The organism is Kitasatospora sp. NPDC089913, assembly GCF_044748625.1.
GTDB lineage: Bacteria > Actinomycetota > Actinomycetes > Streptomycetales > Streptomycetaceae > Kitasatospora.
The window spans coordinates 38,077-62,492 of the sequence record NZ_JBIVGI010000001.1; the positions used below are offsets into that span (position 1 = coordinate 38,077).

Sequence of the window (24,416 nt, forward strand, 5' to 3'; positions counted from 1 at the left end):
GTTCGCCGGCCCCCGCGGCCGTCCGGATCCGCACCGTGCCGAGGAGCAGCCCGATGGCCACCGCCAGCACCCCCGTCCCCAGTCGCGCCGTCCTGGCCGACCTGCTGCCCGCCGCCGGCACCCGGCTCGGCGCCCAGGCCCGGGACCTCGCCCTGGTCGCCGGGGGCGCCGCGCTCACCGGCCTCGCCGCCCAGCTGTCGGTGAACGTGCCCGGCTCGCCGGTGCCGGTGACCGGCCAGACCTTCGCCGCCCTGCTGGTCGGCACCGCGCTCGGTGCCCGGCGCGGCGTCGCCTCGCTCGGCCTCTACCTGCTGGCCGGCGCGGCCGGCCTGCCGTGGTTCGCCGAGGCCGCCTCCGGCTGGGCGATGGCCTCGTTCGGCTATGTGATCGGCTTCGTGCTGGCGGCCGGCCTGGTCGGCGCCCTGGCCCGGCGCGGCGCCGACCGTTCGCCGCTGCGCACCGCCGCCGCCGTGGTCCTCGGCAGCCTCGCCATCTACGCGGTGGGGGTGCCCTACCTGGCGTTCGCGCTCGACGTGCCGCTGTCCCGCGCCGCCGAGCTCGGCCTCTACCCGTACCTGGTCGGCGACGCCCTGAAGGCCGCGCTCGCGGCCGGCGCCCTGCCGCTCGCCTGGAAGCTGCTCGGCCGCCGGGACTCGTGACCGGGGCTCACCGGCCCCCTGCGGAGCCCGGGTCCGGGCGCATGCCACACTCATGGGCATGCGCGTGTACCTGGGCTCCGACCATGCCGGATACGAACTGAAGAACCACCTCGTGGAGTGGCTGAAGGAGGCCGGCCACGAGCCGGTCGACTGCGGGCCGCACATCTACGACGCCCTCGACGACTATCCGCCGTTCTGCCTGCGGGCCGCCGAGCGCACCGCCTCGGACCCGCAGTCGCTGGGCATCGTGATCGGCGGCTCGGGCAACGGCGAGGCGATCGCCGCCAACAAGGTCAAGGGCGTTCGTGCGGCGCTGGCCTGGAGCGAGCAGACCGCCGCCCTCGGCCGCGAGCACAACAACGCCAACGTGATCTCCATCGGCGGCCGGATGCACACCGAGGAGGAGGCGACCAAGTTCGTCGAGATCTTCCTCAACACCCCGTACAGCGGCGACGAGCGGCACACCCGCCGGATCGACATGCTGAGCGTGTACGAGAGCACCGGCGAGCTCCCGCCGATCCCGGCCCACCACCCGCAGCAGGAGGGCTGACCCTCCCGCCCGCACCGGCCTCCCACGACCGGCCGCGCCCCGACGGCGCGGCCGGTCGTCGCGTTCCCGGGGCCCGGTACCGGCCGCCCGCGGGGACTCGCGGGGCCCGCGGAGCGCCCGGAACCGGCCGGACGCCGGCTGGACGGCAGCTGTGTGATCACCGTGTGATCGCTGTGTGATCGGCCACAGCGCGTACCGCGGCGCGCGCCCCGTCCGACCGCCCGCGCGCGGGCCGCGTGCGCCGCCCGGGCGGTTCGTACGCCCTGCGCCCGTACGCATCCTGACGCTCCGGACGGCGCCCGCCGCAATCGGCCGAAACCCGCTGACAGGCCCGCGCCGGTCGGACACCGCCACCGCCCCGGCCGTCGACGCCGACCGGGAGCGCTGGATATGGTCGGTCCCCATGGCTGGCAGACCGCCGGGCACACCGCCCCAGACGACTGCGACGAGGCCCGGCGCCGCACCGGCGTCCGACCCCGTGACGGCCCGGTTGCGCAAGAGGCTCCGCCGGGTCCGCCGAAGGCTGCGCACCGCCGCCGTCGACTGGTTCCGCGGCGGCGCCGCCGACTGGCCGGTGCTCTGCGCGCTGTCCCTGCTGGTGCCGCTGCTGATCGTGCTCAACGTCCGCTGGCCCGCCTGGGCCCCGCCCACCGCGCTGGTCCTGCCGATCCTGGCGGCCGCCCTGCTGCTGCGCCCCGGCTCACTGGTGGTGCTGTACGCGCTCGCCGCGCTCGGACTGTCCGCCGAGTCGGTCATCCACACCGGCCAGCGGGTCGCCAGCGACCATCCCGAGGCCTACACCTACGGGGTCACCCCCGGCGCCGCCCTGGTGGTCGGCGCGGCCGGGGTCGGCGGCCTGCTGCTGGCCCAGTTCCGCAGCCGGGTCGGCGTGCCCTGGTGGGGCGGTTCGACGATGCTCTTCGACCTGCGTGAGCGGCTGCGGGTGCAGAGCCGGGTGCCCCGGCTGCCGGAGGGATGGCACGCCGACATGGCGCTGCGCCCGGCCGGCGGGCAGTCCTTCTCCGGCGACTTCGTGGTCGCCGACCGCACCGGCCCGGGCCGGCGGGTGCTGGAGGTGGTCCTCGCGGACGTGTCCGGCAAGGGCATGGACGCGGGCTCCCGGGCGCTGCTGCTCTCCGGCGCGTTCGGCGGCCTGCTCGGCTCGCTGCCCGCGCACGACTTCCTCCCGGCCGCCAACGGCTATCTGCTGCGGCAGTCCTGGGAGGAGGGCTTCGCGACGGCCGTGCACCTGGTGCTGGACCTGGACACCGGCGAGTACGAACTGCTCTCGGCCGGGCACCTGCCCGGGATGCAGCGGCTGGCGGGCGCGGGCCGCTGGGAGACCAAGGAGGCCCTGGAGGGCCCGGCGCTGGGCATCTACGACGGCGCCAAGTTCGAGGGCGTGCGGGGCCGGCTGAACCGCGGCGACGTCCTGATGCTGTGCACCGACGGCATGGTGGAGGCGCCCGGCCGGGACCTCTCCGAGGGCATGGACCGGCTGATGGGCGAGGCGGACCGGCTGGTGCCGGGCGGCGGGCCGGGAGCCGGCGGTGGCTCGGCGTCCCGGCTGATCGAGACGGTGGCCCGGGACATCAACGACGACCGCGCCGTGCTGCTGCTCTGGCGCGACTGAGCGGCGCACCGGACCCGGCCCGGACCGGCGGCCCCGGACCCCCGGCCGGTGGCACGTGCCAAGGGCAGCTGCTGTCAAGCCCCGGAGCTGATCTTCGGCCAATTCCTCCGCTCCGGAGGCGGAGCGGACCTGCCGGTTCCGGTCAGGTCCGCCGAACGTTTCCCGGCCGCTCAGCGGCACCCCGCCGACGAATCGTCAGGATGTCTCGACTATCGTCCCGGTCGGCGGAAACTCGTCTCGCATCGCAGGATGTCGGCGTTCGACAGACAGTCAGACCTTTACGCAATCGGCATGGTCGACCACACTGAGTCCGGGCGGGACTGTTCAGGATTCGGGGGATGGGGGGCGTCACATGCGGCACGACGGACACCGTGCGGCCGTGTCGGGCGGCCCTCCCTCCGGCTTCGACGTGCCGGACGAACTGCTGTTCCGCCTCGGGACCGTCGGACAGGCCGGGGTCCGGCTTCACAGGGGTCGTCAGCCGGTGGCGCCCCGCTATGAAACGAGGAAGTGAGTCCGGGTGGCACTCTCCGTCTCCGCGCTGGTCCTGTTCGGCATCGTCTGCTTCATCTTCATCCGCCAGAAGCAGCTCAAGACCGGGCACTTCATCCTGGCCGCCCTGTTCGGCTTCATGCTCAACCAGAGCACGGCCGCCAAGCCGATCCAGGACTTCCTGAGCCAGGTCGCCAAGTCCATCTCCGGCATCGCCAGCTGATCCGCGGCCGCCGGCCCTCCGCGGCCGGCGAACCGTTCACCGGTCCGCGCGTCTCGCCTGCCGCCACCGGGCGAACAGGCCCTGCGGGCGTGCCGCCGCCACGGCCGCCGGCCGGGCCGGGTCGGCCCCACCGGCGGCCGCCGACGGGGCCGACGGCTCCGCGTGGGCCGTCAGCAGCACGAACAGCCGCGCCCAGCAGAGCCGTTCGCCGCGCGGCCAGTCCAGCGCGCGCAGCGCCGCCGAGGCCGCCTCGCTGACCTCGCCGTCGACCCGGACCTCGGCCACGTCGTCCCCCGCGCGGCCGCCGAGGAACAGCTTCACCCCGTGCGGCCGCCGCCCGCCCGGCCCGGACAGCTCCGCCAGCAGCGCGGGCGCCAGCGCCGGCACCACCCGGTTCCCGGCCAGCCAGGCGGCCAGCCGCTCGTTCCCGAACCCGAACACCGCCGCCGGGCCCTGGACGGCGTGCCAGCCCGGCAGTTCGGGGTGGTCCGCGTGGTCGCCGTGCGCGCCGCGGCCCTCCCGCAGCTCGACCAGCGCGCTCGCCGTGGTGGTCGCCCACATCCGCACCGCGTTGACGAGCTTCTCCTCCTCGGTCTTGCCGAGGCCCGCCGTGCAGTCCCACACCACCGGCGCGTCCGCACGGCCCAGCTCCAGCACCCAGCCGAGGTCGACGTGACCGGGGCCCTCGCCGTCCTGGTGCTCGCGCACCGCCACCGCCGTGGTGCCGGGACCGCGCACCACCTCCCCGTCGGCGGTGAACACCTGCCCGAGCCGTGCCATCTCCCGGACGACGCAGCGCTGTATGACGGCCAGTCGGTCCTGCGGGCGCACGGGGACTCCTAGGCTCGGGGCTTCGAATCGTCTCGAACTGTCGTCTGCCCGTCGAACTGCTCTCGAACGCCGCCGAGGCTATCGGCCCGGAGGCCCCCCGGGAAACCGCCCGGGCACGCCGCGGCCGGGGCCGGACCGGCCCGGCGGTGCCCGCGGCGGGGGACCGCTCGCTCCGGTCGCGGGAATGTCACTGATGCCCCACTTTGGGTAGCGGACACCACTGGCACCGCCTGGAGAACGCCGCATGCCCCGCACCGCCCCGAAACCCCCGCCGGCGCCGCTGCTCACCCCGGACGCCTCCGGCCTGGTCGCCGAGATCGAGGCGTACCTGGCCTCGCTGCCCGCCCCGGCGCGCACCCCGGCGCCCTACCTCCCGCCGCGCGGCGGGTCGTACGTCTGCCCGTTCGGCTCGGTGCTCCGGCCCTGGTACGCCGACCACGCCCCGCCCCGCGCCACCCTGCTCGACCGGGTGCTGCGCCGCCCGGCCCGACCCGTACCGGTGACCGCCGCCGAGCACCTCGCCCTCGCCTCCCGCTACATCACGGCACACGGATGGCTGCAGGGCGCGATGTGGGACGGGGCCGGCCGGGTCTGCCTGCTCGGCGCCCAGGCCGCGGTGCTCGCGCACGGCTACGGCACCCCGGCCACCGTCCGCACCGCCCGGGTCCAGCTGATGGAGGTGCTGCACGCCACCGGCCGCCGGGTCGGCTCCCCGGACGAGTTCAACGACCGGCCCTCCACCCGCCAGTCCGACGTGCACCGGCTGCTGGAGCGGGCCGCCGCCCGCGCCGCCCGGCTCGGCCTCTGAGCGTCCCGCGCCGTCCCCCACCGGACCGCACCGCACCGCACCGTGCGGTCGCGCCCGGTCCCGCACCGCCCGGTCCCGCACCGCACGGAGCCGGAGCGCCGGCGCACGGCCCCGGGCACGCGAACGGCCCCGACGGATGCTCAGCATCCCTCGGGGCCGTTCTGTGGAGCGGGCGACGAGAATCGAACTCGCGTGACTAGTTTGGAAGACTAGGGCTCTACCATTGAGCTACGCCCGCGCGATCCCCCGGCCGTCACCGGACGGAAGGTCGGGAACAGCGTACCTGGTCCGGTCGGCTGCGCGCACACCCCATTCCCGTGAGAGCCCCGGAATATCTCGCCGACCGGGCAGGGCCCGGCGTGTACGCTTCCTCTCGGCACCACGGGGTGTGGCGCAGTTTGGTAGCGCGTCCGCTTTGGGAGCGGAAGGCCGTCGGTTCGAATCCGGCCACCCCGACTGAGTGCGCAGGGTCTCGCCCACGGCGGGGCCCTGTTGTCGTTGGCGCCCGGGCCGGCCCCTTCCCGTCCTCCCGCTCCTCCCGCGGCGCGGCGTTCCGCGCTGTTCCGCGGCGTTCGCCGGAAAGAGTGCCGCACGCCACACTCCGGGCGTCCGCTCCCGGGCGCCGCCGCCTCCCCGATCGCCCGCGAACAGGCCGGAAAGGCCCCGGAACGGCCCCGAGGGGGCGGTGACGGCGGCGCCCTGGCGTCCGCCTTTCGTGGTACCGGTAGGATGGGGCGCTGGCGGTAGTCCCTGTGGCGTCAACCCAGGCCGACCGCACGAGGGCGAGGAGTCACGCTCACCGTCCACCCCCCACGGGAGATGCAGCTCCAACCGCCCATCGCCCGTCTCGCCCGACTCGACCGAACCGGCCCCGGCCGGCCGTCCGGGGAGGGCGCAGGCAACCCGACCGCAAGCCCCATAGGAGACCCAACCGTGAAGAGCGCCGTCGAGACTCTGAACCCGACCCGGGTTCGACTCACCGTCGAGGTGCCCTTCGAGGAGCTCAAGCCCAGCCTCGACGCGGCGTACAAGAAGATCAACCAGCAGGTCTCGGTCCCGGGCTTCCGCAAGGGCAAGATCCCGAACCGGGTCATCGACCAGCGCTTCGGCCGTGGTGCCGTGCTGGAGGAGGCCGTCAACGACGCCCTGCCGCGCTTCTACACGCAGGCCGTCGACGAGGGCAAGATCGAGGTCCTCGGACAGCCCGACATCACCAACATCGAGGGTGTCGAGAAGCTCGCCGATGGCGGCGACCTGAAGTTCACCGCCGAGGTGGACATCCGTCCGGAGATCACCCTCCCGGACTTCTCGGCCATCGAGGTCACCGTCGACCCGATCGTGGTCTCGGACGAGGACATCGACAAGTCCCTGGAGCAGCTGCGCGAGCGCTTCTCCTCGGTCAAGGACGTCGAGCGCGCCGCGGCCGCCGGTGACACCGTGGTCCTCGACCTCGAGGCCAAGGTCGACGGCGAGGTGCCGGAGGACGGCACCGCGTCCGGCGTCAGCTACGAGATCGGCTCGGGCCGTCTGATCGACGGCATCGACGAGGCCGTCGTCGGCCTGGAGGCCGGTGGCACCGCGACCTTCACCACCGAGCTCAAGGGCGGCACCCAGGCCGGCCAGACCTCCGAGGTCACCGTCAAGGTCACCGCGGTCCAGGAGAAGGAGCTGCCGGAGCTGGACGACGAGTTCGCCCAGCTGGCGAGCGAGTTCGACACCCTGGAGGACCTGAAGGCCGACTCCCGCAAGCGCCTCGAGCGCATGAAGGAGTACGACCAGGCCACCCAGGCCCAGGAGAAGGTGCTGGACGCGCTGCTCGGCCTGGTCGAGATCGAGTTCCCGGAGAAGCTCCTCAAGGACGAGATCGAGACCCGCAAGCACAACCTCGAGCACCACCAGCTGGAGCCGATGGGCCTCACCCTGGCGAGCTACCTGGAGACCCAGGGCAAGTCGGAGGAGGAGTTCCTGGCGGAGACCGAGGAGCAGGCGAAGAAGGGCATCAAGACCCAGTTCGTCCTGGACCAGATCGTCGCCGACGAGGAGCTCAACGTCTCCCAGGAGGAGCTGACCGAGCACCTCATCCGTCGTGCCGCCGGCTCGGGCCTCACCCCGGACCAGTTCGCGCAGCAGGTCGTCCAGGGCGGCCAGGTTCCGCTGCTGGTCGGCGAGGTCGCCCGCGGCAAGGCGCTGGCCACCGTGGTCGAGGCCGCCAAGGTCGTCGACACCGAGGGCAACGAGGTCAACTTCGACGACGACGAGGCCGACGAGTCGGCCGAGACCGTCGAGGCCCCGGCCGCCGAGGCCGAGGCCGAGGAGAAGACCGAGGCCTGATCGCCCCGGTAGTCCCCGCTCGACCCGAGCCGCGACAGCGGGCCCGGACGCCGCACGGCGTCCGGGCCCGCTGCGTTGCGGCCGCGAACCCTGCGCTCACAGCGAACAGTTCTGCGTGAGGGATTCTGCGGCCCGGCCTGCGCGTTAGGGTCCATGGACAGCAACAATCACGACGTGATACCCGGAAGCTGTGCGACACCGTGACGGCCGTGGAGCGACCGTCCAAATCGACTGAGCAGGTGGCTAAGTGACGTACCCGCAGATGCAGATGCCCGGCCCGATGGCGCCGCACGCCGCCGCTGGTGACGTGCTCGGCGGCCTCGGCGACCAGGTCTACAACCGGCTGCTCAACGAGCGGATCATCTTCCTCGGTCAGCAGGTCGACGACGACATCGCCAACAAGATCACCGCTCAGCTGCTGCTGCTGGCCGCGGACCCGGACAAGGACATCTTCCTCTACATCAACTCCCCGGGCGGCTCGATCTCGGCCGGCATGGCGATCTACGACACCATGCAGTACATCAAGAACGACGTCGTCACGATCGCGATGGGCATGGCGGCCTCGATGGGTCAGTTCCTGCTGACCGCGGGTGCCAAGGGCAAGCGCTTCTCGCTGCCGAACGCCAACATCCTGATGCACCAGCCGTCGGCCGGTCTCGGCGGTTCGGCCACGGACATCCGGATCCAGGCCGAGCAGCTGCTGCGCACCAAGAAGCGGATGTCCGAGCTGATCGCCTTCCACAGCGGCCAGTCCTTCGAGCAGATCACCCAGGACTCCGACCGTGACCGCTGGTTCACCCCGGAGGAGGCCCTGGAGTACGGCCTGATCGACGCGATCATGCACAGTGCCGCGGACGTCCCCGGCGGCGGCGGCACCGGCGCCTGAGCCCCGCCCCGGGCCCACGAGACCACAGCCACAACGCTCCGGAGGACCAGAACACCCATGAACATCCCCAGCCTGTCGGCCGCCAAGGCCCGCGTCGAGGACATGCGAGCGGAGGGCCGCTACATCGTCCCCCGCTTCGTCGAGCGCACCTCCCAGGGCATCCGCGAGTACGACCCGTACGCCAAGCTGTTCGAGGAGCGCATCATCTTCCTCGGCTCCCAGGTGGACGACGTCTCGGCCAACGACATCATGGCGCAGCTGCTGTGCCTGGAGTCGATGGACCCGGACCGCGAGATCCAGATGTACATCAACTCGCCCGGCGGCTCGTTCACGGCCCTGACGGCCATCTACGACACCATGCAGTACGTCAAGCCCGACATCACCACCGTCTGCATGGGCCAGGCGGCCTCGGCGGCGGCCGTGCTGCTGGCGGCGGGCACCCCCGGCAAGCGGATGGCGCTGCCGAACGCCCGCATCCTGATCCACCAGCCCTACACCGAGACCGGCCGCGGCCAGGTCTCGGACCTGGAGATCCAGGCCCGGGAGATCTTCCGGATGCGCGAGCAGCTGGAGGAGATGCTGTCGAAGCACTCCAACAAGTCGGTCGAGGAGGTTCGCGACGACATCGAGCGCGACAAGATCCTCACCGCCGAGGAGGCCGTCGAGTACGGTCTGGTGGACCTGGTCATCTCGACCCGCAAGGCCTCGCTGACCTCCTGAGGCCAGCACCCCCCGCGGCGCCGTTCCCGGGCCGCGGGGGCCGGGGGGGGGGGGGGGGGGCCCGGGGGGGGGCCCCCCCCCCCCCCCCCCCCGGGGGGGGGGGGGGGGGGGGGGGGGGGGGGGGGGGGGGGGGGGGGGGGGGCGGGGCCCGCCCCCCCCCCCCCCCCCGGCACACCGGTGACTGCTCCGACGGCATCTGTTCGGTATCAATTCGCCCAGGGCGTAGGGCAGACCCGGCGAAGAGGGCGGAATCGACGGCTCGGCAGAGTACCGTCGGACAGCGAGACCGATCGCCGTCGGCGTCGTCGGTCCACAGCACCAGGCCCCGGAAACCCCGCGGGGCCCCTGGCGAAGGGGAAGCACCTCGTGGCACGCATCGGAGACGGTGGCGACCTGCTCAAGTGCTCGTTCTGCGGCAAGTCGCAGAAGCAGGTGAAGAAGCTGATCGCCGGCCCAGGCGTGTACATCTGCGACGAGTGCATCGACCTGTGCAACGAGATCATCGAGGAGGAGCTCGCCGAGACCTCCGAGGTGCGCTTCGAGGAGCTGCCGAAGCCCCGCGAGATCTACGAGTTCCTCGACCAGTACGTGGTCGGCCAGGACCTCGCCAAGAAGGCGCTGTCGGTGGCGGTCTACAACCACTACAAGCGGGTCCAGGCCGGTGAGGCCGGGCGCAGCGGCGGGAACGGCCGCGAGGACGCCATCGAGCTGGCGAAGTCCAACATCCTGCTGCTCGGTCCGACCGGTTCCGGCAAGACGCTGCTGGCGCAGACCCTGGCCCGGATGCTGAACGTGCCGTTCGCGATCGCGGACGCCACCGCGCTGACGGAGGCCGGCTACGTCGGCGAGGACGTCGAGAACATCCTGCTCAAGCTGATCCAGGCGGCGGACTACGACGTCAAGAAGGCCGAGACCGGGATCATCTACATCGACGAGATCGACAAGGTCGCCCGGAAGAGCGAGAACCCGTCGATCACCCGGGACGTCTCCGGCGAGGGCGTGCAGCAGGCGCTGCTGAAGATCCTGGAGGGCACCACCGCCTCGGTGCCGCCGCAGGGCGGGCGCAAGCACCCGCACCAGGAGTTCATCCAGATCGACACCACCAACGTGCTGTTCATCGTGGGTGGCGCGTTCGCGGGCCTGGAGCGGATCATCGAGGGCCGCGCGGGCGCCAAGGGCATCGGCTTCGGGGCGAACATCCGCTCGAAGCGGGAGCAGGACGCCAGCGACCACTTCCGTCAGGTGATGCCGGAGGACCTGGTCAAGTTCGGCATGATCCCCGAGTTCATCGGCCGTCTCCCGGTGATCACCAGCGTGCACAACCTCGACCGCGAGGCGCTGCTGCAGATCCTCACCGAGCCGAAGAACGCGCTGGTCAAGCAGTACCGCAAGCTCTTCGAACTCGACGGTGTGGAGCTGGAGTTCTCCCGGGACGCGCTGGAGGCCATCGCGGACCAGGCGATCCTGCGCGGCACCGGCGCGCGCGGTCTGCGGGCCATCATGGAGGAGGTGCTGATGTCCGTGATGTACGAGGTCCCCTCGCGTCAGGACGTCGCCCGGGTGGTGGTGACCGGGGACGTCGTCTCCAAGCACGCCATCCCGACCCTGGTGCCGCGCGACATGATCAAGCGGGAACGGCGCGACAAGAGCGCCTGAGACCTCTCCGGCCCGCCGGTCCGTCCTGCGGACCCGGGCCGGGACCAGGGCCCCGGTGCCGCCCCGCGGCGGCGCCGGGGCCCTGGCGTGCGCGCCCTTCCGGGCCGGTCCGGGAGTCCGGGGAGTGAAAGGCGTTCGTAACCGGGTTCCCGGGTTACGTAAACTGTCCGTCGTGACCGACACCACGAACCAGCGCCCCGCGAGCACGCCCGCAGGGGACGACGCAGCCACCCTCCCGACGACCTACGCTCCGGCGGACGTAGAGGGCGAGCTGTACGAGCGCTGGGTAGAGCGCGGTTACTTCACCGCCGACGCCACGAGCGACAAGCCCCCGTTCACCATCGTCATCCCCCCGCCGAACGTCACCGGCTCGCTGCACCTGGGCCACGCCTTCGAGCACACGCTGATCGACGCCCTGGTCCGCCGCAAGCGGATGCAGGGGTTCGAGGCGCTGTGGCAGCCCGGTATGGACCACGCCGGCATCGCCACCCAGAACGTGGTCGAGCGCGAGCTGGCCAAGGAGGGCAAGTCCCGCCACGACCTGGGCCGCGAGGAGTTCGTCGAGCGGGTCTGGAAGTGGAAGGCGGAGTCCGGCGGCCAGATCTCCGGCCAGATGCGCCGGCTCGGCGACGGCGTCGACTGGTCGCGCGAGCGCTTCACCATGGACGAGGGCCTGTCGCAGGCCGTCCAGACCATCTTCAAGAAGCTCTTCGACGACGAGCTGATCTACCGGGCCGAGCGCATCATCAACTGGTGCCCGCGCTGTCTGACCGCCATCTCGGACATCGAGGTGGAGTACCAGGACGACGACGGCGAGCTGGTCTCGATCCGCTACGGCGAGGGCGAGGACTCCATCGTCGTCGCCACCACCCGGGCCGAGACGATGCTCGGTGACACCGCGGTCGCCGTCCACCCGGAGGACGAGCGCTACCGGCACCTGGTCGGCACCGAGATCGAGCTGCCGCTCACCGGCCGCCGGATCCCGATCGTCGCCGACGAGCACGTCGACCCGGAGTTCGGCACCGGCGCCGTCAAGGTGACCCCGGCCCACGACCCGAACGACTTCGAGATCGGCCAGCGCCACGGCCTGCCGAACATCGCGGTGATGGACGAGCACGCGGTGATCACCGCGCACGGCCCGTTCCTGGGCCTGGACCGGCTGGAGGCCCGCTCGGCGATCGTCGCCGCGCTGCGGGCCGAGGGCCGGATCGTCGCCGAGAAGCGCCCGTACGTCCACTCGGTGGGCCACTGCTCGCGCTGCAAGACCACCATCGAGCCGCGGCTGTCGATGCAGTGGTGGGTCAAGGTCGGCCCGCTGGCCCAGGCGGCCGGCGACGCGGTCCGGGACGGCCGGGTCAAGATCCACCCGCAGGAGATGGAGAAGCGCTACTTCGACTGGGTGGACAACCTGCACGACTGGTGCATCTCGCGCCAGCTGTGGTGGGGCCACCGGATCCCGGTCTGGTACGGCCCGAACGGCGAGATCGTCTGCGTCGGCCCGGACGAGCAGCCGCCGACCGGCGAGGGCTGGCACCAGGACACCGACGTCCTCGACACCTGGTTCTCCTCGGGCCTGTGGCCGTTCTCCACGCTCGGCTGGCCGGAGCGGACCGAGAGCCTGGCGAAGTTCTACCCGAACTCCGTCCTGGTCACCGGCTACGACATCCTGTTCTTCTGGGTCGCCCGGATGATGATGTTCGGGCTCTACGCGATGGACGGCACCCCGCCGTTCCACACCATCGCGCTGCACGGCATGGTCCGTGACCAGAACGGCAAGAAGATGTCGAAGTCCTTCGGCAACGTGGTCAACCCGCTGGACTGGATGGACAAGTACGGCTCGGACGCGCTGCGGTTCACGCTGGCCCGCGGCGCCAACCCGGGTGTTGACGTCCCGATCGGCGAGGACTGGGTCCAGGCGGCCCGCAACTTCGCCAACAAGATCTGGAACGCGACCCGGTTCGCGCTGATGAACGGCGCCACCGTCGAGGGCCCGCTGCCCGCGGCGGAGGAGCTGACGGCGGCGGACCGGTGGATCCTGTCGCGGCTGAACAGCACCGTCGCCGAGGTGGACGCGCTGTACGACGACTACCAGTTCTCGAAGCTCTCCGAGGCGCTGTACCACTTCGCCTGGGACGAGGTCTTCGACTGGTACGTGGAGCTCTCCAAGACCACCCTGGCCAAGGGCGGCCCGCAGGCCGACGCCGCGCGCCGGGTCCTCGGCGAGGTCCTCGACATCACGCTGCGGCTGCTCCACCCGATCGTGCCCTTCGTCACCGAGACGCTGTGGACCACGCTCACCGGGGCCGAGTCGCTGGTCGTCGCCGACTGGCCGCAGGACAGCGGGTTCCGCGACGCCGGCGCCGAGGCGGAGATCGCCACCCTGCAGCGGGTGGTCACCGAGGTGCGCCGGTTCCGCACCGACCAGGGCCTCAAGCCGGGCCAGCGGGTCCCGGCCCGGCTGGACCTGGACGGCACCGTGCTGGCCGTCCACGAGGACGCGATCCGCTCGCTGCTGCGCCTGACCGTGCCGGAGGACGGCTTCGCGGCCACCGCCTCGCTGCCGGTCGCCGGTGCCACGGTGGCGCTGGACCTGTCCGGCACCATCGACGTCGCGGCGGAGCGCAAGCGCCTCGCCAAGGACCTCGCGGCGGCCGAGAAGGAGAAGGCCCAGACCGCCGGCAAGCTCGGCAACGAGGCGTTCCTCGCCAAGGCGCCGGACGACGTGGTCGCCAAGATCCGGACCCGCCAGGAGGCCGCCGAGGCCGACATCGCCCGGATCACCGCCCAGCTCGCGGCACTGCCGCAGGGCTGACGCGCCGACGGCTCCCCGGAGCCGTCGCCCGGTCCACCAGGAGCCGCACCCCGCCGACGCGGGGTGCGGCTCCTCCGCTTTTCCGGATGTCGGCTGATCGGGAGTCCCAATAGCCCAATTCGTTGCTCCCTTCCGGCGAATATTCATCCTGGACCGGGTGAGGCCCTATTCCGCCCGAATCGATTCCTGTCTTGCCCGCGCGGTTTCGCGGAATTTCGCAGGTCGGATGTGTACGGTGTGCTTCGAGTTCCGGACAGTGAGGGACGACGGGAGGGCATGGGCGTGGTGGTGGTGACCGAGGTGTCGGCCGACGAGCTGCCTGCCGAGGCGGTCGAGGAGGCCAAGGCGCGCGCGGCGACCCTGCTGCTCGCCTTCCGGCACGGCAACCAGCTCGCGTTCGACCACGCGCTGGACCGGCTGCTGGACGAGCACGTCGAGCGCGAGGTGACCACGCTGCTCACCTGGATCGCCGCCGAGGCGGTCCGCAAGGCCTACGCGCCCGAGGTGGGCGACCGGGTGCTGCGGTCGATGGCCCGGCGGGCCCCGCGCGACACCGGCGCCGTCCTCGTCGACGAGGACGGCGTGGACGCGGCCCGGCTGATCGAGGCGGTCGCGGCCGGCGAGGTGACGGAGGTCCGGGACCTGGTCGCGGCCACCCCCGACACCACCTTCCTGCTCGGCGGGCTGCTCCAGGGCGTGGCGATGATGCTGCCGCTGCTGCCGGACGGCGAGCTGGCCGAGATCACCGCCGAGCTGCGCCGCCGCCACGGCGGAGTGCCCGCGGGCGTGCCGGAGGCCCGGGCCGGGGTCTGACCGGCTCGGGCCTCCGGCCCCGTCGGGGGCGGGTCCGCGCGCGGGTTACGGCATCGCGTGCAGGTGCGAGCCGACGGTCGAGGCGATGCCGCCGCCGGCCTTGGCGTCCCAGTTGGTCGACCAGGTCATGGCCCCGCCGATGCCGGGCCACTTGGTGTCGGGCTTGAAGCTGCCGCAGTTGGTGCCGGCGGCCAGGCAGTCCAGCGCGTTGTTGACCACGCTCGGGCTGACGTAGCCGCCGCCGGCCGCGCTGGTGGAGGCCGGCACGCCGAGTCCGACCTGGTCGGGCCGCAGCCCGCCCTTGAGCTGGATGCAGGCCAGGCCGGTCAGGAAGTTGACGGTGCCCTGGGAGTAGACCTGCCCGTCGCAGCCCAGCATCGCGCCGGAGTTGTAGTACTGCATATTGACGATGGTGAGGATGTCCTTCACGTTCAGCGCCAGCTTGAAGTACTCCGCGCCGGTCGACTGCATGTCGATGGTCTGCGGCGCCATGGTGAGCGTGAAGCCGGAGCCGGCCTTCGCCGCCAGGGTGTGCAGGGCCTGGCCCATCCAGGTGGAGCTGACGCCGTTCTCCAGATCGATGTCGACGCCGTCGAAGCCGTAGGTCTGCATCAGCGACCAGGCGCTGTTGGCGAAGTTGGTGGCGGAGGCGGAGCTGTTGACGGACACCGTGCCCTTCTCGCCGCCGACCGACAGGATCACCTTCTTGCCGGCCGCCTTCTTGGCCGCGATGTCGGCCTTGAACTGCGCCTCGGTGTAGCCGCCGAGCCGGGAGGAGAGCGTCGGGTCCAGGGCGAAGCCCAGACCCCCGGGCGTGCCGGTGGCCTCGGCGAAGGAGACCGCGATGATGTCGTACGCGGCCGGGACGTCGCTGATCCGCTGCACGGTGGCGCCGTTGTCGAAGTTCTGCCAGTAGCCGGTGAGCAGGTGCTTCGTCGGCGGCCGGGGCGTGGTGGCGGTGGGGGAGGGGGTGGTGGTGCCGGTCGGCGTCGGGCTGGCCGTGCCGGTCGGGGTGGGGCTGGTCGCGGTCGGGGAGGGCTTGGGGTCGCCCGGGCCGAGCAGGGACACGTCGTCGGCCAGGAAGGCCGGCTGCCCGTACCAGCCGTGCAGGTAGACGGTGACGCTGGTGGTCGAGGCCCCGGTGGTGAACGTGGTGCTGAGCCTGGACCAGCCGGTGCCGCCGGGGGTCCAGGTGCTCGGGTCGGTGCCGCCGGTGCCGCGGGCGCCGAGGTAGACGTACGAGCCCTGGACCCAGCTGCTCAGCGTGTACGTCGAGGAGGGTCTGACGGTGACGGTCTGGGTGCACTCGCCGGTGGCGCTGCCGCTCGGGGTGGAGCGCAGCGCGCCGGTGCCGGAGTGGACGGTGGCGGTCTCCGGCGCGCCGGCCGCGCAGGTCCAGCCGTTGAGGCGGTTCGCGTCCTCGAAGCCGCCGTTGGTGACGAGTTCGACGTCGCTGGGGGCGGCCTGGGCGCCGGCGCCGCCGGCGAGGACCAGGCCGCCGAGGCCGAGGGCGACGGCGGTGGCGCCGGCGAGCAGCGAGTGGACGGCGCGCGGGCGCCGGTGTGAGGCAGGTGGCATGGCTCCATCTCCGGTGGGGGAGGCCGGCGGTCCTCGTGGGGGAGGGCCGTCCGGGTGTCGACGGATCTGTGTGCGGGAGCTACCGACAACACAAGTCCCTGTCGGGGGAGGAGACTTGCCTTCACAAGGTGGAGTAGACCAATTCCGCTGTCAAGAGGGCCTCCGGCCGGGCGGCCCCGCCGGGTCAGGCGGCCTGCGGCAGTGCTGCGGGCCCGTGGGCGAGCCGGGCGGTCAGGTCGGCGATCCGGGCGGAGGCCAGGCCGTCCCCGTAAGGGCTGGGGGTGCCGGCGAGCCGGGCGAGCCGCTCCGGGGCGTCGGCGAGCCAGGCGCGGGCGAGTGCGCCGAGTTCGGCCCCGGGCTCCACCAGCGCGGCGAAGCCGGTCTCGACGGCCTCGGGCCGTTCGGTGGAGCGGCGCACGACCAGCAGCGGGCGGCCGAGCACGGTGCACTCCTCCTGCACCCCGCCGGAGTCGGAGACCAGCAGCGCGGCGTGCCGGGCGAGGCCCAGGAAGTCGGCGTAGCCGACCGGTCCGGTCACCGTGAGCCGGGCCAGCAGGCCGTCCAGGGCGAAGCGCTCGACGGCGGCCCGGGTGCGGGGGTGCATCGGGAACAGCACCGGTGTGCCGGCCCGGGCGATCCGGTCGAGTTCGGCGAGGACGGCGCCGAGCGCCTCGGCGGTGTCGGTGTTCTCCGGCCGGTGCACGGTGGCGAGGACGTAGCCGTCCTCGGCGAGGCCGTGCCGGGCGAGCAGGCCGGCCCGCTCCCCGGCGTCGGGCAGCGAGCGGCGGACCACCTCGACGACGGTGTTGCCGGTGAGCGCGATCCGCTCCTCGTCGAGGGCCTCGGCGCGCAGGTTGGCGGCGTTGTCGGGGGTGGCCGCGCACAGCAGGTCGGAGACGTGGTCGACCATCACCCGGTTGTGCTCCTCGGGCATCGCCCGGTCGAAGCTGCGCAGTCCGGCCTCGACGTGGACGAGCGGGATCTCCCGGGCGTTGGCGGCGAGGGCGCCGGCCAGGGTGGCGTTGGTGTCGCCCTGGACGACCACGGCGGCCGGGCGGTCCTCGGCGAACGCGGCGTCGAGCTGGCCGAGGGACTGCGCGATCTGGCCGGCCCGGGGGCGGCCGCCGACACCGGTGAGCAGTTCGGGGCGGGGCAGGCCGAGGTCGCGCAGGAAGCGGCCGGACATCGCCTCGTCCCAGTGCTGGCCGGTGTGGACCAGTCGGGTGGCGGGGCCGAGTTCGTGGATCAGCGGGGCGAGCTTGACCAGCTCCGGGCGGGTGCCGAGGACGACGGCGACGCTGCCGGGGGCGAGCGGGCGGGCGGCGGACCGGGGGGCGGGGCACAGGCTCATGGCGGTACGGCTCCGGGGGCTGGGTGCGGGTGCGGGGCTGGGTGCGGGGCAGCGGGCTGCCTGGCTGCCGGGCGGCGGGGGAGGGAGGGCGTCGGCGGCGCCCCCGGTCAGGACTCCAGGGCGGTGGGGGCGCCGACGGCGACCTTCTCGGCGTTGCGCCGGGTCTTGGCCCAGCCGTTGCGGCCGAGCAGCATCCGGACGGCGGCCCGGGTGGCGACCACGAACAGGTGGTAGGCGTAGAGCCAGACCAGCAGGCCCCAGAGCAGGCCGGTGAGCCGGCTCCGGTCGGGGCGGACGAGCCGGCGGTAGGTGGGGCCCCAGAAGACCATCGGCAGGGTGGCGAGCACGAAGGCGACCGCCATCCAGGGGCCGTAGGTCAGCTGGAACTCGGCGGTCTCCTCGGGGAAGAGCACCAGCCCGGCCCCGGTGATGGCGAGCGACAGCGGGGTGAGGACGACGAGCAGGACGCAGACCACCGGCTGGAGGAAGGTGTACAGCACCTCGGCCTTGCCGGCGGGCCGGTAGTGCGGCGAGCGCAGCACCCGGCCGGTGTAGCGCAGGCACTGCATGTTGCCCTGGGCCCAGCGGGTGCGCTGGGTGAGGAAGCGGCGCCAGGAGACCAGGGCCTCCTGGGAGACGTTGGTCTCGGTGACGTGGGTGAGCCGCCAGCCGGCCAGCCGCAGGTCGAGCCCGGACTCGTAGTCCTCCAGCAGGGCGCGCTCGGGCCAGGGGCGGCCGTCGCGGCCCTCCTCGGCGGTGAGCGAGTCGAGGGCGGTGAGCCGGACGAACTGGCCGTTGCCGCCGAGGCCGACGCTGCCGGTGCGGCGGCGCAGCAGCTGCATGCCGGCGTTGTTGGCCTGGAACTCGACGTCCTGCATCCGGACCAGGGCGCGGGCGAGGGCGTTGGCGAGCCGGCCCCGGCCGGCCAGCGGGCGCGGGTCCTCGGCGTTGCGCATCCGCACGCCGATCTGCACGGCGCCGGTGTCGGGGCGGCCCATCGCGTGCTCGTTGCCGACCTGTTCGAGGGTGCCGGGGTCGAGCTGCCCGTCGGCGTCGACGACGCCGAGGACGACCCGGGAGCGGTCGGTGCCGGGCGGCAGCGAGGCGGAGATCTCCCGGTAGGCGGCGTTCAGGGCGGCGCCCTTGCCGATCCGGGCGTGCGGGCGGCGGCGCTGGACGAGGTGGATCCGGGGGTCGTGCCCGGCGGCGGCGAGCACCAGGTCGCGGGTGGCGTCCTCGCTGTCGTCGTCGATCACCCAGAGGTGGGCGGCGGGGGCGACGGCGCGCAGTCCGGCCAGGGTCTGGGCGATCACCGCCTCCTCGTCCCGGCAGGGGACCATCAGGTGCCACTGGAACGCGGCGGGGTCGCCGGGGCGGGCCGGGCGGTTGCGCCGGAAGGCGTGCCGGGAGCCGGCCCAGTAGACCAGGAAGCGGCCGAACACCAGGGCCATGTAGAGCACGAGGGCCAGCGAGATCAGCCCGGCAAGCTGGACGAAGCCGTCCCGGCGCAGCTCGAAGAATTGGCGCAGGGCGTCGGGCATGGCGCGGTGCTCCTCATGATCAAAGGCGATTTGTCTCCCTGGGATGCGAATCAATGCTTCATTGCGGTCTGATATCGCCAAAACGATAGTAAACGCAGAAAACGGCCAACTCGGGCAAAGTGGTGGTTCTCACCCCGTCGGGAGCGGCGCCGCGCGCTCCGTAGACTGTGGACGTGAGCGACAAGGCCGACCCGAACCCGTACACCCTCCGCCCCGCCGACGGCAGCCCCGCCGACGCCCTGCGCGAGGTCGAGGTGGAACTCTCCGAGCGCTGGCCGGAGAACAAGCTGGAGCCCTCGCTCGACCGGATCGAGGCGCTGATGGACATCCTGGGCCAGCCCCAGCGGTCCTTCCCCTCCATCCACATCACCGGCACCAACGGCAAGACCTCCACCGCCCGGATGATCGAGCAGCTGTTCAGCGTCTTCGAGCTGCGCACCGGCCGCTACACCAGCCCGCACGTGGAGAGCGTCACCGAGCGGATCAGCCTGGACGGCGCCCCGATCACCCCCGAGCGGTTCGTCGAGGTCTACCGCGACATCGAGCCCTACGTGCGGATGGTCGACGAGCGCGAGCCGGTCGCGATGTCCTTCTTCGAGGTGCTCACCGGCATGGCCTACGCGGCCTTCGCCGACGCGCCGGTGGACGTCGCCGTGGTCGAGGTCGGCATGGGCGGCTCCTGGGACGCCACCAACGTCATCGACGCCGGGGTCGCCGTGATCACCCCGATCGGCCTCGACCACACCGACAAGCTCGGCGGGACCACCGGCGAGATCGCGGTCGAGAAGTCCGGGATCATCAAGTCCGACGCCGTCGCGATCGTCGCCCAGCAGCAGCTCGACGCCGCCCGGACCATCCTCCGGCGCGCGGTCGAGGTCGACGCCACGGTCGCCCGCGAGGGCATGGAGTTCGGCGTCGTCCGCCGCGAACTCGCGATCGGCGGCCAGCTGGTGACGCTGCGCGGGATCGGCGGCGAGGAGTACGAGGACGTCTTCCTGCCGCTGCACGGCGAGCACCAGGCCCAGAACGCGGCCCTGGCGCTGGCCGCCGTCGAGGCGTTCTTCGGCGTCGGCGGCGCCCGCGGCGGACAGCTCGACGTCGACAAGGTCCGCCAGGGCTTCTCCGGCGTCAGCTCCCCGGGCCGGCTGGAGGTCGTCCGGCGCAGCCCCACCATCCTGCTGGACGCCGCCCACAACCCGCACGGCGCCCGCGCCACCGTCACCGCCATCGGCGAGTCCTTCGGCTTCACCCGGCTGGTCGGCGTGATCGGCACCAGCGGCGACAAGGACGTGGCCGGCCTGCTGGAGGCCTTCGAGCCGCTCCTCGCCGAGGTCGTGATCACCCAGAACTCCACCCACCGCGCCATGGACGTCGACGAGCTCGCAGCCCTGGCGGTCGAGGTCTTCGGCGAGGACCGGGTCCAGGTCGAGCCCAGGCTCGACGACGCCATCGCCGCCGCCGTCACCCTGGCCGAGGAGGAGGGCGACCTCGGCGGCGCCGGGGTGCTGGTCACCGGATCGGTCATCACGGTGGGCGAGGCCCGCCTGCTGCTCGGGAGGAAGTGACGATGAGGACGCTCTGCTCCTCGACGCTGATCGGCGAGGCCCTCGTGGTGCTCTTCGCGGCCCTGGTCGCGATGCAGCTCACGGACGTCTCCCACGGCGCCCTGTGGACGGTCAGCGGCATCGCCATGGTGCTGTGCGTGCTGCTCTGCGGCATGATCACCCGCCCCGGCGCGGTGGCCGTCGGCTGGGCGCTGCAGCTCGGGCTGATCGCCAGCGGCTTCGTGGTGCCGACCATGTTCGTGCTCGGCGTGATCTTCGCCGGCCTCTGGTGGTGCTCGGTGCACTACGGCCGGCGGATCGACGAGATCAAGGCCGCCCGCACCGCCGCCGCGGCCGCCTGAGACGCCTCCGGACCGGGTCCTGGGCGTTCGCTCACGCAAGGTAACCTCTGCGGTAGTCGCACGGCGCACGCGGAACAGCACGTGCGTGCCGGTCCGCGTGCGTGCCGATCCGTGCGTGCGCCGATTCCCGTGTCCGCGCCGAAACCCGATTTCCCCAGGAGACGCCCCGTGTCCCAGCGCACTCTCGTCCTGCTCAAGCCCGACGCCGTCAAGCGCGGCCTGGCCGGCGAGATCATCAGCCGGATCGAGCGCAAGGCCGGCTGGCGGCTCGCCGCCGCCGAGCTGCGCACCTTCGAGCGGGCGACGCTGGAGCAGCACTACGCGGAGCACGTCGGCCGCCCGTTCTACGAGCCGCTGCTGGAGTTCATGACCTCCGGCCCGTCGATCGCCCTGATCGTCGAGGGCGAGGAGGTCGTCGCCGGCATCCGCATGCTGGCCGGCGCCACCAACCCGCTGGAGGCCGGGGCCGGCACCATCCGCGGCGACTACGCGACCATCACCCGCGAGAACCTGATCCACGCCTCCGACTCGGTCGAGTCGGCCGAGCGCGAAATCAAGATCTTCTTCCCCGCCCACGCCTGACCGCGCGGGCACCGGGACCTTCGGGACGCCCCGGCCGGGACCATTGGCCCGGCCGGGGCATTCTTATCGGGAAATAGGGAACCAGGCCCTCCGACACGGCGTCCCAATGCCCTGAGAAGCGATCACGCCCCGGACAATGGACGGCGTGCCCCGGGTCGACGTCCGTGCCGAACGGCGTGACTACGATGGACGCGACTCAAGGGCCCGGTAAGGCAGCTCAGCTGGTCGCCGCCCGTCTGCGGGCGCACACCGTCCACCCCACATGACTCCGAGCCCGGGAAGGCACCCACACCCCATGGCGAGCAACCTGTCGTTCATCGGCCGCGACCTGGCGATCGACCTCGGAACTGCCAACACGCTGGTGTACGTCAGGGGCAAGGGCATCGTTCTCAACGAGCCGTCCGTCGTCGCGGTCAACACCAACACCGGCGGCATCCTCGCCGTCGGCTCCGAGGCCAAGAAGATGATCGGGCGCACCCCCGGCAACATCGTGGCCATCCGCCCGCTCAAGGACGGCGTCATCGCCGACTTCGAGATCACCGAGCGGATGCTGCGCTACTTCATCCTCAAGGTGCACCGCCGCCGCTTCCTCGCCCGCCCCCGGGTCGTCGTCTGCGTCCCCTCCGGCATCACCGGCGTCGAGCGCCGCGCGGTCATCGAGGCCTCCCTCCAGGCCGGCTGCCGCCAGGTGCACATCATCGAGGAGCCGATGGCCGCCGCGATCGGCGCCGGCCTCCCGGTCCACGAGCCCACCGGCAACATGGTCGTCGACATCGGCGGCGGCACCACCGAGGTCGCCGTCATCTCGCTCGGCGGCATCGTCACCGCCCAGTCCATCCGGGTCGCCGGCGACGAACTCGACAACGCCATCGTCCAGCACATCAAGAAGGAGTACTCGCTGCTCCTGGGCGAGCGCAGCGCCGAACAGATCAAGATGAGCATCGGCTCCGCCTTCGGCCTGGAGGGCGAGAAGGACGAGCACGCCGAGATCCGCGGCCGCGACCTCGTCAGCGGCCTGCCCAAGACCGTCGTCATCTCCGCCGCCGAGGTCCGCGAGGCCATCGACGAGCCGGTCAACTCGATCATCGACGCGGTCAAGACCACCCTCGACCAGTGCCCGCCCGAGCTGGCCGGCGACGTCATGGACCGGGGCATCGTCCTCACCGGCGGCGGCGCCCTGCTCCGCGGCCTGGACGAGCGGCTGCGCCGGGAGACCGGCATGCCGATCCACATCGCCGAGAACCCGCTCGACTCCGTCGCGCTCGGCTCCGGCAAGTGCGTCGAGGAGTTCGAGGCACTCCAGCAGGTACTCGACGCCGCACCGCGCCGTTAGCAGAACCGGAACACCAGCCGAACCGACGGGTCCCCGCCCGGGTCCACAGCCCGGGCCGGCGGACCAGGGGCACGAAGGGGCAGTACCAGCACCGTGAGGGACACACGAGAGAGCCGGCTGCTGCTCATCCTGCTGGTGGCCGTCGCGTTCGCACTGATCACCGTCGACATCAAGGGCGGCGAGAGCTCCCCGCTCGGCGGCGCCCGGCGCGCCGCCGCCACCGTCCTCGGCCCGGTCGAACGCGGTGCCGCCAGCGCGGTCGACCCGGTCGCCGACACCGTCCGCGCCTTCCGCGACGCCGCCTCCAACAGCGGCCGCACCGACCAGCTCGCCCGCGAGAACACCGAACTGCGGCAGAAGCTGGCCTCCTCCGACATGGCGGGCGCACGCACCAAGCAGCTCGACGACCTGCTGCGCACCGCCGGCGCCGGCGGCTACACCGTCAAGGCCGCCCAGACCATCGCGATCGGCCCGGCCCAGGGCTTCTCCTGGACCATCACCATCGACGCCGGCAGCGACGACGGCCTCACCCGCGACATGACCGTCGTCAACGGCCAGGGCCTGGTCGGCCGGATCACCACCGTCGCCCCCACCACCGCCACCGTGCTGCTCGCCTCCGACCCCGGCTTCACCGCCGGCACCCGGCTGGAGGGCACCGGGGAGATCGGCTTCGCCGCCGGCGGCGGCACCAGCGCCATGAAGGTCTCCCTGCTCAACGGCAAGGCCCAGGTCAAGGAGGGCGACCGGCTGGTCACCTTCGGCTCGCAGAGCGGCCGCCCGTTCGTCCCCGGCGTCCCGGTCGGCCGGGTCGTCCAGGTCGAGGCCACCCCCGGACAGCTCACCAAGACCGTCCTGGTCGAGCCCTTCGTCCAGTTCACCCGGCTGGACCTGGTCGGCGTCGTCGTCGTCCCGCCCCGCACCGACCCGCGCGACGCCGTCCTGCCGCCCGCGCCGGCCGCCCAGGGCCAGGCGGCCCCGGCCGCGCCCGCCGCCCCCGCGGTGCCCGCCGCGCCGGCCGCCGCCCCGCCCGCCAAGCCCACTGGGGGGAACTGAGCCATGCGCCTCGCCCGCATCCCCGTCTCCGCGATCCTGATCCTGTTCGGGCTGCTGCTCCAGGTCAGCGTCTTCGGCCGGCTGCAACTGCCCGGAGCGACCCCGGACATACTGCTGCTCGTGGTCGTCGGCCTCGCCCTCGTCTACGGACCCACCGGCGGCTGCCTGGTCGGCTTCGCGGCCGGCCTGCTGGCCGACCTCGCCCCGCCCTCGGACCACGCCATCGGCCGCTACGCCCTGGTGCTCTGCCTGATGGGCTACGCCGCCGGACTGCTGCGCCCCGAGCACGGCCGCCAGCGCTCGGTCTCCAGCGCGCTGCTCGTGGTCGCCGGCGCCGCGATCGCCTCCACCCTGCTGTACGCGATGGTCGGCGCCCTCGTCGGCGACACCGCCGCCCGGCACGTCGGACTCGGCCAGCTCGTCGTCACCGCCCTGCTCTACGACCTGCTCCTCGCACCCTTCGTGGTGCCCGCCGTGATGCTGGTCGCCCGCCGCTTCGGCAAGGACCCGCTGTCGGTCGCCGAGGACGACGAGGGCGGCCCCGGCCTCGGCAGCCTCAGCCGCTACCGCACCACCCGCGAGGCCACGGCCGGCCCGGCCTACCGCAAGAAGCGCCTGCTCGGCGCGGGAAAGCGCCCGTAGCCCGGCCCCGACCAAG

At 72.6% G+C, this 24,416-nt stretch carries 21 protein-coding genes and 2 tRNA genes; 18 read left to right on the forward strand and 5 right to left on the reverse strand.

Translation table 11 applies throughout. The annotated features are described in order from the left end of the window. Positions 1 to 53 precede the first annotated feature (53 nt). The 4 genes from ACIPYS_RS00165 (at position 54) to ACIPYS_RS00180 (ending at position 3,557) form a co-directional block, all read left to right on the forward strand. A complete protein-coding gene (locus ACIPYS_RS00165; RefSeq protein WP_400741338.1) occupies positions 54 to 659 on the forward strand; it encodes a biotin transporter BioY in 606 nt (201 codons plus the stop codon). 58 nt (positions 660 to 717) lie between these two features. Further along, positions 718 to 1,209, forward strand: coding sequence for a ribose-5-phosphate isomerase (locus ACIPYS_RS00170; protein ID WP_093865125.1), 492 nt, complete (start codon positions 718 to 720; stop codon positions 1,207 to 1,209). A 490-nt stretch (positions 1,210 to 1,699) separates the two neighbouring features. Beyond that, positions 1,700 to 2,842 carry a PP2C family protein-serine/threonine phosphatase gene (locus tag ACIPYS_RS00175; protein WP_093865126.1) on the forward strand — a complete coding sequence of 381 codons (1,143 nt, stop codon included), beginning with the start codon at positions 1,700 to 1,702 and terminating at the stop codon, positions 2,840 to 2,842. Positions 2,843 to 3,362: 520 nt separating this feature from the next. After that, a complete protein-coding gene (locus tag ACIPYS_RS00180) occupies positions 3,363 to 3,557 on the forward strand; it encodes a hypothetical protein (protein ID WP_030397386.1) in 195 nt (64 codons plus the stop codon). A 36-nt stretch (positions 3,558 to 3,593) separates the two neighbouring features. Here ACIPYS_RS00180 and ACIPYS_RS00185 read toward each other — a convergent pair whose 3' ends face one another. Further along, a complete protein-coding gene (locus tag ACIPYS_RS00185; RefSeq protein WP_400741343.1) occupies positions 3,594 to 4,388 on the reverse strand; it encodes a DUF6348 family protein in 795 nt (264 codons plus the stop codon). Positions 4,389 to 4,632: 244 nt separating this feature from the next. On the opposite strand from ACIPYS_RS00185, the gene ACIPYS_RS00190 reads away from it, so the two are divergent. Beyond that, positions 4,633 to 5,196 (forward strand): hypothetical protein, encoded by a 564-nt coding sequence (locus ACIPYS_RS00190; protein WP_093862056.1) that lies wholly within the window; start codon positions 4,633 to 4,635, stop codon positions 5,194 to 5,196. A 164-nt stretch (positions 5,197 to 5,360) separates the two neighbouring features. Here the strand turns inward: ACIPYS_RS00190 and ACIPYS_RS00195 are convergent. Further along, positions 5,361 to 5,434: transfer RNA gene (locus ACIPYS_RS00195), tRNA-Gly, on the reverse strand. Between the two features lie 144 nt (positions 5,435 to 5,578). Between ACIPYS_RS00195 and ACIPYS_RS00200 the strand changes: the two genes are divergently transcribed. The 7 genes from ACIPYS_RS00200 to ACIPYS_RS00230 all read left to right on the forward strand — a co-directional run bounded on the left by ACIPYS_RS00200 (position 5,579) and on the right by ACIPYS_RS00230 (position 14,414). Further along, positions 5,579 to 5,652: transfer RNA gene (locus ACIPYS_RS00200), tRNA-Pro, on the forward strand. A 477-nt stretch (positions 5,653 to 6,129) separates the two neighbouring features. Beyond that, the gene (gene tig / locus ACIPYS_RS00205) at positions 6,130 to 7,527 is read left to right on the forward strand and encodes a trigger factor (RefSeq protein WP_093862057.1); all 1,398 of its coding nucleotides are present in this window, start codon (positions 6,130 to 6,132) and stop codon (positions 7,525 to 7,527) included. A gap of 268 nt (positions 7,528 to 7,795) precedes the next feature. Beyond that, a complete protein-coding gene (locus tag ACIPYS_RS00210; RefSeq protein ID WP_376096046.1) occupies positions 7,796 to 8,413 on the forward strand; it encodes an ATP-dependent Clp protease proteolytic subunit in 618 nt (205 codons plus the stop codon). Between the two features lie 57 nt (positions 8,414 to 8,470). Further along, positions 8,471 to 9,133, forward strand: a complete 663-nt coding sequence (locus tag ACIPYS_RS00215; RefSeq protein WP_045941984.1) for an ATP-dependent Clp protease proteolytic subunit — start codon at positions 8,471 to 8,473, stop codon at positions 9,131 to 9,133. A 366-nt stretch (positions 9,134 to 9,499) separates the two neighbouring features. Continuing rightward, positions 9,500 to 10,789 (forward strand): ATP-dependent Clp protease ATP-binding subunit ClpX, encoded by a 1,290-nt coding sequence (clpX, locus tag ACIPYS_RS00220; protein WP_030397392.1) that lies wholly within the window; start codon positions 9,500 to 9,502, stop codon positions 10,787 to 10,789. Positions 10,790 to 10,961: 172 nt separating this feature from the next. Then, the gene (locus ACIPYS_RS00225; RefSeq protein WP_093862058.1) at positions 10,962 to 13,601 is read left to right on the forward strand and encodes a valine--tRNA ligase; all 2,640 of its coding nucleotides are present in this window, start codon (positions 10,962 to 10,964) and stop codon (positions 13,599 to 13,601) included. Between the two features lie 237 nt (positions 13,602 to 13,838). Continuing rightward, positions 13,839 to 14,414 carry a hypothetical protein gene (locus ACIPYS_RS00230; RefSeq protein WP_159424995.1) on the forward strand — a complete coding sequence of 192 codons (576 nt, stop codon included), beginning with the start codon at positions 13,839 to 13,841 and terminating at the stop codon, positions 14,412 to 14,414. Between the two features lie 45 nt (positions 14,415 to 14,459). On the opposite strand, the gene ACIPYS_RS00235 is transcribed toward ACIPYS_RS00230, so the two are convergent. The 3 genes from ACIPYS_RS00235 to ACIPYS_RS00245 all read right to left on the reverse strand — a co-directional run bounded on the left by ACIPYS_RS00235 (position 14,460) and on the right by ACIPYS_RS00245 (position 18,794). Then, complete coding sequence (locus ACIPYS_RS00235; RefSeq protein ID WP_400741352.1) at positions 14,460 to 15,992, reverse strand: chitinase; 1,533 nt, start codon at positions 15,990 to 15,992, stop codon at positions 14,460 to 14,462. A 184-nt stretch (positions 15,993 to 16,176) separates the two neighbouring features. Further along, positions 16,177 to 17,343, reverse strand: coding sequence for a non-hydrolyzing UDP-N-acetylglucosamine 2-epimerase (gene wecB, locus ACIPYS_RS00240; RefSeq protein WP_400741355.1), 1,167 nt, complete (start codon positions 17,341 to 17,343; stop codon positions 16,177 to 16,179). 107 nt (positions 17,344 to 17,450) lie between these two features. Further along, the gene (locus tag ACIPYS_RS00245) at positions 17,451 to 18,794 is read right to left on the reverse strand and encodes a glycosyltransferase (protein WP_093865128.1); all 1,344 of its coding nucleotides are present in this window, start codon (positions 18,792 to 18,794) and stop codon (positions 17,451 to 17,453) included. Between the two features lie 263 nt (positions 18,795 to 19,057). On the opposite strand from ACIPYS_RS00245, the gene ACIPYS_RS00250 reads away from it, so the two are divergent. From ACIPYS_RS00250 to mreD, 6 genes are all read left to right on the forward strand, one after another. Next, the gene (locus ACIPYS_RS00250; RefSeq protein ID WP_400741358.1) at positions 19,058 to 20,449 is read left to right on the forward strand and encodes a bifunctional folylpolyglutamate synthase/dihydrofolate synthase; all 1,392 of its coding nucleotides are present in this window, start codon (positions 19,058 to 19,060) and stop codon (positions 20,447 to 20,449) included. Between the two features lie 2 nt (positions 20,450 to 20,451). Then, positions 20,452 to 20,790, forward strand: a complete 339-nt coding sequence (locus ACIPYS_RS00255) for a DUF4233 domain-containing protein (RefSeq protein WP_030397399.1) — start codon at positions 20,452 to 20,454, stop codon at positions 20,788 to 20,790. A 168-nt stretch (positions 20,791 to 20,958) separates the two neighbouring features. Beyond that, entirely contained in the window at positions 20,959 to 21,372 is a 414-nt protein-coding gene (gene ndk / locus ACIPYS_RS00260) for a nucleoside-diphosphate kinase (RefSeq protein ID WP_030397400.1), read from the forward strand. A gap of 307 nt (positions 21,373 to 21,679) precedes the next feature. After that, complete coding sequence (locus ACIPYS_RS00265) at positions 21,680 to 22,705, forward strand: rod shape-determining protein (RefSeq protein ID WP_030309693.1); 1,026 nt, start codon at positions 21,680 to 21,682, stop codon at positions 22,703 to 22,705. A gap of 93 nt (positions 22,706 to 22,798) precedes the next feature. Continuing rightward, a complete protein-coding gene (gene mreC, locus ACIPYS_RS00270; RefSeq protein ID WP_400741363.1) occupies positions 22,799 to 23,758 on the forward strand; it encodes a rod shape-determining protein MreC in 960 nt (319 codons plus the stop codon). 3 nt (positions 23,759 to 23,761) lie between these two features. Continuing rightward, entirely contained in the window at positions 23,762 to 24,400 is a 639-nt protein-coding gene (gene mreD, locus ACIPYS_RS00275) for a rod shape-determining protein MreD (RefSeq protein WP_093862063.1), read from the forward strand. Positions 24,401 to 24,416: the final 16 nt, after the last annotated feature.